General features: G+C 61.1%; 8 protein-coding genes and 1 pseudogene. 5 read left to right on the top strand and 4 right to left on the bottom strand.

Going from position 1 to position 10721, the window contains the following annotated elements:
* The 3 genes from G0A00_RS25380 to G0A00_RS25370 form a co-directional block, all read left to right on the top strand.
* A partial coding sequence (locus G0A00_RS25380) for a metallophosphoesterase (protein WP_164185357.1) occupies nucleotides 1-712 on the top strand: 712 nt, incomplete at its 5' end.
* A 322-nt stretch (nucleotides 713-1034) separates the two neighbouring features.
* Nucleotides 1035-2099, top strand: coding sequence for a type III polyketide synthase (locus tag G0A00_RS25375; RefSeq protein ID WP_164185359.1), 1065 nt, complete (start codon nucleotides 1035-1037; stop codon nucleotides 2097-2099).
* Nucleotides 2099-2602 (top strand): isoprenylcysteine carboxyl methyltransferase family protein, encoded by a 504-nt coding sequence (locus G0A00_RS25370; RefSeq protein WP_164185361.1) that lies wholly within the window; start codon nucleotides 2099-2101, stop codon nucleotides 2600-2602. Before G0A00_RS25375 ends, G0A00_RS25370 begins: the two co-directional genes overlap by 1 nt.
* A 205-nt stretch (nucleotides 2603-2807) precedes the next feature.
* On the opposite strand, the gene G0A00_RS25365 is transcribed toward G0A00_RS25370, so the two are convergent.
* Nucleotides 2808-3887: an AbrB family transcriptional regulator gene (locus G0A00_RS25365; RefSeq protein WP_164185363.1), complete on the bottom strand. Its 1080-nt coding sequence runs from the start codon at nucleotides 3885-3887 to the stop codon at nucleotides 2808-2810.
* Between the two features lie 8 nt (nucleotides 3888-3895).
* A pseudogene (locus tag G0A00_RS25360) lies at nucleotides 3896-5341 on the bottom strand (tripartite tricarboxylate transporter permease).
* A 588-nt stretch (nucleotides 5342-5929) separates the two neighbouring features.
* Between G0A00_RS25360 and tnpB the strand changes: the two are divergent.
* Nucleotides 5930-6301 carry an IS66 family insertion sequence element accessory protein TnpB gene (tnpB, locus tag G0A00_RS25355; RefSeq protein WP_203595515.1) on the top strand — a complete coding sequence of 124 codons (372 nt, stop codon included), beginning with the start codon at nucleotides 5930-5932 and terminating at the stop codon, nucleotides 6299-6301.
* A gap of 4 nt (nucleotides 6302-6305) precedes the next feature.
* Nucleotides 6306-7394: an AAA family ATPase gene (locus G0A00_RS25350; RefSeq protein WP_164185365.1), complete on the top strand. Its 1089-nt coding sequence runs from the start codon at nucleotides 6306-6308 to the stop codon at nucleotides 7392-7394.
* Nucleotides 7395-7711: 317 nt separating this feature from the next.
* Here the strand turns inward: G0A00_RS25350 and G0A00_RS25345 are convergent, their stop codons facing one another.
* Nucleotides 7712-9799, bottom strand: coding sequence for a tetratricopeptide repeat protein (locus G0A00_RS25345; RefSeq protein WP_164185367.1), 2088 nt, complete (start codon nucleotides 9797-9799; stop codon nucleotides 7712-7714).
* Nucleotides 9796-10194, bottom strand: a complete 399-nt coding sequence (locus tag G0A00_RS25340; RefSeq protein ID WP_164185369.1) for a hypothetical protein — start codon at nucleotides 10192-10194, stop codon at nucleotides 9796-9798. The genes G0A00_RS25345 and G0A00_RS25340 overlap by 4 nt, the downstream gene beginning before the upstream one ends.
* Between the last annotated feature and the right edge of the window lie 527 nt (nucleotides 10195-10721).

Raw genomic sequence — 10721 nt, 5'->3', positions numbered from 1 at the left:
GCCGAACGCGCCGATCCTCGCGCTTGGCGATCTGGTCTACAGTTCGGGCAAGCAGGTGGAGTTCTCCGACTGTTTCGACCCGCTCTGGAAGGACAATCGCGCACGCACGCTCCCCATGCCGGGCAACCACGAGTACAAAACGCCCGATGCCTTTGGATACTATCAGTATTGGGGCGAGCGCGCGGGTCCGGATGATCTGGGCTACTACGCCACGCACCACGGCACCTGGCTGATCCTCTCGCTGAACAGCGAAACCGACGCCAGCCCCGGATCGCCGCAGTCGCTTTGGCTGAACAAGACCTTGGCTGCGTCCCCCGAGGCCTGTGTTCTCGCCTTCTATCACCGGCCTGCATATTCGCTGATGGAGCGGAGCGGGCGCGACAACGCCGTCGCGCTGTTCAAGCAACTGGAGCAGGCCGGGGCGAGCGCCGTGCTCAACGGGCACAACCATTTCTACGAACGCACCCAGCCGCTCGGCGCAGACGGTACGCCGGACGCAGAAAACGGGACCGTGGCCTTTACCGTCGGCACCGGTGGCGAGACGTCGCGCGAGATGCCGACGCTGGATACCACCGCCAAGGCCATTTTCGGCCATCTGGGTGTCCTGCGCCTCGAACTCGGACAACATGATTTCCAGTGGGGGTTCGTGGACGCTGAAAGCGGCGAAACGCTGGATGCCGGGCAAGCTCCATGCAATCCCCGCCCATCATGACCGGGAGGGCCTGCGAGCACGCTCAACGTCCTCCCCTCCTTCATGGAAAATACGCTCCTGCAGCGAACGGCAGGAGCGCACGCGCATTGGTCAGTTTGCGCTACCGCTCGACTTTGAGGCACCGGGCCCAAAGCGCTCTTGGCGGGCCGGACGCCCATTTGGTCCGTGTCTGACCGAGGCAGTCCTGCTCAGCCTTTCGAGCGCACCTTCGAACAGGGCCATGGAACAGCGCCAGACATCGCGCGTTGTCGATGATGGGTCGCATGGAGGGCCGGCGGCGTGCCGGACCCGGGAGGAGGCGGCTCTCAGCGAAAGTGCCTCTATGAGTGTATATTTGCATGGGCTGTCCACGGCCCTTCCCGAACATTGCCTGCGCCAAGACGAGATCAGGGATCGCGCAGCCTCCATTTTCGGGCGAAAGTATCCGGATTTTCAGCGTCTTTCGAAAAGCTTCGACACCGCCGGGATCGACACGCGCCATTCGGTGGTGCCGCTCTCTTGGTTCTCGGACCCGCATGGCTGGTCCGATCGGGCCGAGGCCTTCGCAACCGGCGCAAGGGCGCTCTTTGTCGATGCCGCTCGCGCGGCGCTGGCGGACGCGGACTGGGAGAGCTCGGAGGTCGATGTCGTCGTGACCGTCTGCTCGACCGGCATCACGACGCCGTCGCTCGAGGCGCAGGCGCTCGTCGAGATGGGCTTTCGCGAAGATGTTCTGCGGGTGCCAGTCTTCGGTCTTGGTTGCGCCGGAGGCGTGTCCGGGATGGCGACGGCCGAGCTTCTTGCAGCGGGTCGGCCCGGATCGAGGGTGCTGCTCGTCGTGGTCGAGACCTGCTCGCTCGCTTTCCGCGCAGACCGTCTGCAGAAGGCGGACATCATCGCGGCGGTGCTCTTCGGCGACGGCGCTGCGGGAGCCTGTCTCTCGACCGAGACGCCCCGGTCGGAACAGAGGGTCACGCTCGGCACCGGACACCAGAAGACCTGGCCGGACACGCTCGGGATCATGGGCTGGGACGTGGACGAGACCGGGTTCGGGGTCGTCTTCGACCGATCGATCCCCGATTTCGTCACGCAGGAATTCGGCACCGCGGCGCAGGGGGCGCTGCGGGCGGCAAACCTCGACGACACGCGGATCGACCGCTTCGTCTGCCACCCCGGAGGCGCCAAGGTCGTCGAGGCGCTCGAAGGCGCGCTGCACCTCAATCAGGGCTCGCTCGACGCCGAGCGCGAAATCCTGCGCCGCGCCGGCAACATGTCCGCGCCGACGGTCATGTTCGTGCTGAAATCGGTGCTGGGCTCGGGCCGGACGGGGCAGATGATGGCCTGCGCCCTGGGGCCGGGCTTCACCGCCTCCTTCCTGCCATTCACCGTTGACGCCATGGCCGCGTGATGGAGGTCGGAACGGCGCTTTTCCTCGGCTTCATAGTGCTGCAGAGGCTTGGCGAGCTCGCGCTCGCGCGCCTCAACACCGCGCGCCTCCTGGCCCGCGGCGCGCATGAGGTCGGCCGGGAGCATTACCCGGTGATGGTCCTCATGCATGCGGCCTGGCTGTTCTGCCTTGTCGTCTTCGGCCATGACCGGAGCCTGTCTTACGGTTGGCTCTGTATCTTCGTCGTCCTTCAGGCCCTTAGGGTCTGGATCCTCGCCAGCCTCGGGGCGCGGTGGACGACACGTATCATCGTGATCGAAGAGCCGCTGATCGAGCGGGGGCCGTTTCGATATGTCGCGCACCCGAATTACATGCTCGTCGTGGCGGAAATAATTGCCGCTCCGATGGTACTCGGACTGAGCTGGGTTGCAGCGCTCTTCACGCTGCTCAACGCCGCGATGCTGACTTGGCGCATCGGTGTCGAGAACCGAGCACTCGCTCCGCTGCGGAAGGGTGCCGGGTAATCGAAGCGAACGACCGACAAGTCCGCCATCATGCCTGTCATGGTTCAGAAGGTGGTGCCGCGCCGCTGCAAACCCGCGCAGAGCCCTTTTGACCCATTCGAGATAGTGAGAGCCGGGACAGATTTGGCAACCATTCGCCTGGCGACACTTGCACGGCGAAGCTGACTTCCCTTTGACCCAAGGTTGACAGGACGCGGGCCCGGAGTCAGCCGCCCACGCCTCCACGCGGGTCGTCGCCGCCCGAGCACGGCGGGCGCGTTGCTCCAAGGGACAGGAACACCGGGACCAGCACCAGCAAGATCAGGATCCGGGCAAAGTGATGGGCGGCCACGAAGGCAGGGTCATACCCGAGCGCGAGCCCGATGGCCGCCATAGCCTCGACCCCACCGGGCGCGTAGGCGATCAGGATTTGACCCAGCGGGAACCCCGTCAGCGCCTGCGTGATCAGCGCGAAGACCACTGCCATCCCGAGCGCCATGCCGACCACGACGATCCCGGCCCCCGCGAGCCGTGCCGCGGAGCGAAGATCGACCTTGCTGATCCGCGTGCCGAGCACCGCACCGGTCGTCGTGAAGCCGAGGAAGATCATCCACGCGGGTGCCGCGCCGTGCAGCAGGTCCGCACCGTGGGCAATGCCGCTCAGCAGGATTCCTGTCAGAAGGCAGGCCGCCGAGATACCGTGTCTTCCGGCGAAGCGCCCCAGCGGCAACCCGATGGCCAGCAGCACAGCCAGCGCCGGCAGCGGCATCGGCAGTCGCGCGCCCGTCGCCGCGCCGCTGTCCGGAGCGCCCAACACGGCGGCGAGCGGCGGCACCAGCGTGACGAGGATGATCAGCCGCATCAGCTGCAGGATCATCACCGCCGAGGCATCCCCCTTGCCCTCGATCGCGATCGCGACCGCGTTCGACATGGTGCCGGGAGAGCTGGCCAGAACCGCGGTCTGCCATTCCAAACCGAAAGCCCGCGAGAGTAGCAGGCTGCTCGCCGCCAGCGTGGCAACCAGCGCCACCGCGAGGCCTATCAGGCTCACCGACCAGCCCGGAAGGTGCGGCACCACCGAGGAGTCGATGCCAGCTCCAAGCGAAATGCCGATAACGAGAAACGCCAGATCGCGCGCGACCAGAGGCACGGCGACCGACTGGCCAAGAGCCGCCATCAGCGCCACCGCCAGCATGGCGCCAACCAGCGCCCCCGCCGGAATGCCGAGAAGGGCGGCAAGGGCCGCCCCTCCGAGGGCAGCGAGGCCCGTGAGCCCCGCCGCTTTCAAATCCTGTGACACCTGCATGGCGACCCTTAGTGTGTTTCGGCTTCACGCACTGCAATGGCACGCGCGCGGCGTCCGAGCCAGATCGGCAAGATCACGACGAGGAGTGCAAGCGCGTAGAGCAGCAGGCTCTTCCAGTTCGATACGAGGATGCTCCAGTCCCCACCCGAGATCGACAACGCGCGGCGCAGGTTGTCCTCGAAGAGCCCGCCCAGCACGAAGCCGAGGATGATCGGCGCCAGCGAGAAATCGAGCTTGCGCAGGAACCAGCCGAAGACGCCGAGCCCGGTGATCATGAACAGGTCATGCGGGTTGCCGACGATCGTGTAGATACCGATGAAGGCAAGGATCGCGATCAGCGGCGTCAGGTAGTGCTGCGGGATCGTCAGCATGCGGGCGAAGACCCCGACCAGCGGCAGGTTGATCACCAGCAGCGCGACGTTGCCGATGTACATCGAGGCGACGAGACCCCACGCCACCTCGGGGCGCTGCGCGAACATCATCGGGCCGGGCTGGATGTTGAACATCAGCAGCGCGCCGAGCAGGATCGCCGTGGTGCCCGAGCCGGGGATGCCCAGCGTCAGCATCGGCACCATCGAGCCGCCAGCCGCCGCGTTGTTCGCCGCTTCGGGGGCCGCGAGACCACGGGGGTCGCCGGTTCCGAAGGTGCCATCCTTGTCGCTGATGCGCTTTTAGGTGCCGTAGGCCACTGCCGAGGCCACCGAGGCGCCGGTGCCGGGCAGGATGCCGATGAAGAAACCGATCACCGATGAACGGGCGATGGTCCACTTGGTCGCCGCGAGATCGGCCATGCGCACGAAGCTCTTGTCCACGGGCAGCGACTTCAGCGTGCCGCGGGCCTGATGCTCGACGAGGGTCAGCAGCTCTGCCATGCCGAAGAGGCCGACGACGACGATCAGGAAGTCGATCCCGGCCAGGATGTCCGGCAGGCCGAAGGTGTAGCGCGGCACACCGGTGTTGGCGTCGATGCCGATGGTCGCCAGCATCAGGCCGATGGTCGCGCCAAGCAGCGTCTTGACGGTGCTCTTGCCGACCAGCGAGGCGAGAGATGCGAAGGCGAAGACCATAAGCGCCACGTAATCCGCCGGGCCGAAAGTCACGGCAAAGCCCGCGAGCGCCGGAGCGAAGAGCGACATCAGGATCACCGCGAAAGTACCGCCTGCGAAGGAGGCCACTGCCGAGAGCGACAACGCCCGGCCGGCCTGTCCGGCGCGCGCCATGGGATTGCCGTCGAGCGTGGTCATGACCGCGCCAGCATCGCCCGGCACATTGAGCAGGATTGAGGAGATGCGGCCGCCGTATTCGGCGCCGTAGTAGATACCGGCGAGCAGGATCAGCGCCGACTCCGGCTGGAAACCGAGCCCATAGGCGATGGGCAGAAGGATCGCGACGCCGTTGATCGGCCCGAGACCGGGCAACGCACCGATCAGTGTGCCGACGAAACAGCCGACCATCACCAGCATGAGGTTGAACGGGTCGAGCGCGACTGCGAAGCCGGTCGCGAGACCGGACAGAACCGTATCCATCAGCTCTCTCCTTGCTGGTGGGTCGTAAGCGTTGCATCTGACCCCGTGATTGCCAGCTAAACCAATCTGCCTCTCATCAGCTAGTCTGCAGCCGAACTTTAAGTCGGAGGCGACAATGGCGGAACATGAAGTCTGGGGGTTCAAGATCCGGACCTCCCCGTCGGGCAGAAGAATTTGGCCGACAGAACTCAAACGCGAGGCGACTAGGCGTCTTCGGGAAGGCGGACTGTCGCCCGGAGAAATCGCTGCCGAGTTGGATGCCCATGAGTCTCTGGTGAGGAAGTGGTGGGGCGCCGACAGGAGCGAGCGCGGACAGCAAAGTTCAGTGGAAGGGCCCGCCTTCGCGCAGGTGTCAGTGGAGGCCCCAATCGCTCCGCCGGCGCCCTCACAGGCCAGCGGCGTCAATGGAGCAGCACATACTGCTCTGCTATACGTAGGATCGATCTGCCTGCAGTTTCCTTTGTCCATCGACGAAGCGGATTTGCTCAAACTGATCCGTGTTGCGGGGCAGTGTCAGTGATCGCGCCGTCCAGCAGCTATCGCATCTACCTGGCCACTCAGCCTGTTGACTTCCGAAAGGGGATGGACGGTTTGGCCAATTACGTCATGACCAATTTCGATCTGGATCCCTTTTGTGGTGCGTTCTTCGTCTTTCGCTCGAAGCGGCGTGACAAGATCAAGGTTCTGATGTGGGACGGCACCGGCTTGGTGATGATCTACAAGCGCATCGAAGGCGCGGGCTTCGTCTGGCCCAAACTTTCCGAAGGAACGATGACCCTGACGAAGGCACAGTTCGAAGCGCTTTTCGAAGGGATCGACTGGCGTCGCGTCGTTTCGGCTGCGTATCATCGGCCCGCCATTCTCCCCAACTCAAAAAATAAGGCATAGTGAAATGGCGACGATACCCTTCATTCACAGCACATTCTTCCCAGCCGAGCAGACCGCCGATTATCTTGAAAAGCGCCTCATCAAGAACCTGCGCACATTGCGTGGTCGCGTGGTCGATCACTACCGTTGTGGAGGCGAACTACCTGAAGACGAAACCGACGCATCGCTTGAGGCAAGGATCACCTATCACGACAAGATTAAGGTCCAGAATCGCGTCAAGAAACTCGTCAAGCGCCGCCAAGAAATGTCCGGGATGCGCCACTTGACCTCGGATGATCGCGACCGACTGACTGCATTAGCTGGCGGCGTTCGGCTTGCTGAGGTACCGACGGAGCACAGAGCCGATGAGATCGCGGCAGCGCTTCATGAAGAAATGCCTTGGATGGGACCTGCGACGGAATATGTCTGGAGGGCCATGCGAAGGTCGGTTCGAGAAGGCGATAAGGGACTCCGCCTGCCGCCCATCTTGCTCAATGGTCCGCCCGGGATCGGCAAGAGCTTCTGGGCGCGGCGGCTTGGTAGCATCTTGACCGTGCCAACGACCGTCATCGAAGCGACCAATGAAAACGCCTCATTCGGTATTGTCGGCTCTCAGCGCGGCTGGGGTGGCGCAGCCCCTGGGCGCCTCATTTCAACAATCCTCATGGAGCGGGTCGGCAATCCGGTTGTTGTTGTTGATGAGGTAGAGAAGTCCGGAACGGCGAAGTCCATGTCGGGCCGCGCTTTCGGGCTATCGGAGGCGCTGCTGCCGCTTCTGGAGCCGATGACAGCCCGAAGCTGGAGCTGCCCGTTTTATCAGGTGAAGTTTGACATGAGCTGGGTCATCTGGGTGCTGACATCCAACAACTGCCGCGCGTTGCCCGAGCCGCTTCTGAGCAGATGCCCCCCGTTAACCATGCGAGCGTTGACGACAGACGAACTGGTGACGTTCATTTGGCGCGAGGGGCGTAATCAGGGCACGAGCGACGTGGCCTTGGATGCCGCCGTCGAGGCTTTCATACGCTCGGACCAGAAGGGCCAACCAAGTCTGAGAACCGCCACACGGGTATTACAGAGAGCTGCCGATCTCGAAAGTCACCCTACTCGGCACTGAAGCGATGTCATGTAACCAGCAGCTGAAGGAAATGGCTTTGTCGTTTGGCTAGAGGGTGCCTGCAAAGCGTGTTCGTCGGCGGCGCGCAGTTTGCTGCCAGTCATCACGCCGCCCTAGGAGGTCAGGACAGCGCAGTTGCGGACTTTGCTCAGCTTGTCTCGGAACCGGAAAGCTGCCGTTCAGGCGGGGCGCAGCGATCGGCCCCTCCGAGCCCAAAGTACAAAATGCTGCGTACTAGACTAACTAAGAAAACGCCGACGAAACGGACATTCAACGAAATTACTCAGGGCGTGGATAAAGCCCACGCCCTCGGCATCTCATCGCGAATCAGCGCTCTCGTCTAACGCGGAAGTCACGGCCCGAAATTTTTCACCTAGAAGCTCTTTATCAAGAATCTCAGAGCCTAGAGAGTTACCGGTGAGAAGCTCGTTATATATGCTGCAAGCATTTTCCAGCATTACCCGACAGCTAAATGCCTCACCTAATTGGTGTAGAGATGCGGCGAAATTTTCCATAACCCGAATGCGCTCAACGATTGCACCTTGAGATTCGAGTCCAGAGAGCGCCTCCTTATATGTCGCGATTACTTCTTCAGCAGCACAAGCAGCGCCATTCCAACTCGACAGAATTGTGAGCGCATTCGCGAGATTATTCTGCGTCATCGCCCAGCTGATGGGCGCATCGTTCTGACACCTCCCATCGAGAGAGTTTTTATATGCGGCAATGGCGTCACGCATTAGATCGGCATCATTCTCAATTTCAGCGATCGCGGATAAAGCGTCTCCGAGGCTGCTCTGGGTCGCCGCCCACTCAAGAGGCACTCGTTCGCGTGTTCGCTCCTTCAAAGCATTCAAATATGCCTGCTTTGCCTGTTGCAGAAGTTGCACATCACAGTTAACTTCGCCTAACGCGCAAAGAGCATCTCCCAAATTATTGTTTGTCTCCGCCCATTCTAGAGGAACCTTGTTTCGAGGGCGCTCCTGGAGAGCGTTTCGATACGCTTCGATTGACCTCGCGTACTCCTCTGAATCGTTGTTGTTCTGGCCTAACGACCAGAACGCGGCGCCCAAATTATTCTGAACGCGCGCCCACTCCAAGGGAGCGCGCTCCTTAGTCCAGACTTCGAGCGCCAAGTGATAGGCGCAAACAGCTTCATCAAAGTGATCCGTCGATCCGGTCCTTTCGGCTAAAGCAGCAAGTACGGTTCCAAGAGAATTTTGCGTTCTTGCCCACTCGAATGGTGCCCGGTTTCGGGACCTTTCATTTAGTGCTGCGCGATACGAACCTACAGCCTGATTAAAAAGGTCGGTATCACCGGTGCGCTCACCGACTGTGGCCAAAACGTCTCCCAAGTTGTTTTGCGTGTGGGCCCATTCAAGCGGAACTTGCCAGCGATGTCGTACCTCAAGTGAAGCTCGATACCTGGTCACAGCTTCTTGCAAGCGACTCACGCTTCGATCGCGCTGACCTAAAGCCGATAATGCATCACCTAGGTGGTGCTCGACTTCGGCCCATCTAAGCGGAGCCTCCTTTCGGTCGTGAAGTTCAAGACCACGCTTAAAGACGTCTACCGCCTGTTCCAACCGGGCTGTGTCCGCTTCTCGCCTTCCCAGCACAACAAGTGCTCGGCCAAGGTTGATAAGAGTGGCCCCTTGGCTAGCATTCTCGGATGCTTGAAGCTTCAGAACTTCCTCGTACTCCAGGATTGCGTCGGCGAGAGAGCCATTTTTGCCGAACTCGTCACCTTCCCTAAACAAAGCGCCCGCGGCGTTCGAAAGGTACTTCGCTACTCTCAGGCGGTCTGTTGGATCGGGAAGAATAGCGACAGCATCACGGAAGTGTCGCGCTGCGTCTGAATATCTCAGCCGAGCGAGCGCTAGCTCTCCCATCTCAGCTTCCGCTTCAGCTGCTTCCAGCCGCCAGTTGTCGCCTCTAGAAATGTTTTTCGCCGCTTCTTCGTCAGCCTTTTGAGCCGCACGAAGCTTCAAGTCTCTCTTCTTTCGCAGAAGCATTTCGCTTTTGGCATCATCGCCGGCTGCCAAAGCAGCCTCTAGATCTGCGTCGACTTGGCTTATATTCCAATCGGTCGCAAGTATTCTATCGTAATGACGCCTAACGAGGGATTCTCTTTCGCTTACGAGCTCGATAACTTTGGTGGATAAGTTCTCTGTTGTTAAGTCGTCCGCGTACGGCTCGATGGCCTTCAGCACCGCTCTCAGTATGCCTTCTTTCGTGCCCAACCTTTCACTCAACTCTGCAATAGTCTTTTGTTGCTCGACGGTTTGCCTCTCAAGCGGTCCAACAACTGCCGATATCATCACTGAGAATTGCTCTGGATGAATGCCCACTATGTCCCGGCCAGCCGAGAAGCCGCCGTGCGACGCATTGCTTGTGACCTCTTTCATGTCTCCCGCTTCGGTGCAGGTGGCGGGTAGCTAAGATTGATGTCGCGCCCAGCTGCTATTCCGCCGTGGGTGGCGATTACGTTGGTTCTCGCTTCGACCGCTGCGCCAACACCTTGTTCGTCCAATGCACGTCGCAGCTTATGCGAAAGTTCGAGAAGTTCGTGCTTCTTCTCGTCCGACTGGTCATCAATCAGTTCAGCCAACATCGCAGCTCGCACTGAAGAATCTGGCCGATCCTCGATGCGCTCAACATCAGAACTGCCGAAGTTTAAAAGCCCCTTCAGTCGTTCGTAGACATCTTTGCCAGCGGATCCCAACGCGCTTTTGGCGATCGCACTCGCGGCGGTCGCTATAGTTGCAGCCACTACTGCACCCGTTGTGATAGGCTCAGGCATCGAACGACTCCATCTTCGGGTGCAGGATACCTTGGTTTGCGTTTTTCGCCTAGCGCGTAGCAAGAGTCTTGCGTGGCTACGCCAACCCGACCCAAGTGCCCGTTCAGTTCAACGTCCGCTTATGCCACTCAGCAGCCACCTCAGAGGTGATGGCGAAAGGCAACTCTGTCCGCTGAGCGATCACACCATGCTCTCTGGCCGAAGGTCCGCTTCGCCGCACAGGCAACTCGAGGCCAAGGGCAGCTCAGGGGTGCCTTCGGTCATGCGCGGCTCTAGGATCAGTTGGCAGCAAGGTGCACCTGATCTTGCACGTTGAGTGCAAGCGGCGCGGAGACAAGGCTAACGTCGATGTGCCAGGTAAAGCTCTTGACGTGACATTCGACGGGAAGAACTGCCTCGTGACTGACAACGTCCATGAACTGATCTTCGGTCAGGTCACTGGATGGCTTCAGCACCGCCCGGATTCAGCGCACATGAGCTGACCCCATCGAGTGGTCCGGGTTAAATGCTAATGCATGGTCGGCCTT

It is taken from the genome of Salipiger sp. PrR002, assembly GCF_010500775.1.
Classification (GTDB): Bacteria; Pseudomonadota; Alphaproteobacteria; order Rhodobacterales; family Rhodobacteraceae; genus Salipiger.
Note: the sequence above shows the minus strand (reverse complement) of the source record. Positions and strands in the feature narration are given on the sequence as shown.

Bases quoted from the DNA above. Each gene is read 5' to 3' on its own strand.
- G0A00_RS25365 (WP_164185363.1), bottom strand. From the start codon at position 3,887: ATGCAGGTGTCACAGGATTTGAAAGCGGCGGGGCTCACGGGCCTCGCT.
- G0A00_RS25345 (WP_164185367.1), bottom strand. From the start codon at position 9,799: ATGAAAGAGGTCACAAGCAATGCGTCGCACGGCGGCTTCTCGGCTGGC.
- G0A00_RS25340 (WP_164185369.1), bottom strand. From the start codon at position 10,194: ATGCCTGAGCCTATCACAACGGGTGCAGTAGTGGCTGCAACTATAGCG.
- G0A00_RS25350 (WP_164185365.1), top strand. From the start codon at position 6,306: ATGGCGACGATACCCTTCATTCACAGCACATTCTTCCCAGCCGAGCAG.
- G0A00_RS25370 (WP_164185361.1), top strand. From the start codon at position 2,099: ATGGAGGTCGGAACGGCGCTTTTCCTCGGCTTCATAGTGCTGCAGAGG.
- G0A00_RS25375 (WP_164185359.1), top strand. From the start codon at position 1,035: ATGAGTGTATATTTGCATGGGCTGTCCACGGCCCTTCCCGAACATTGC.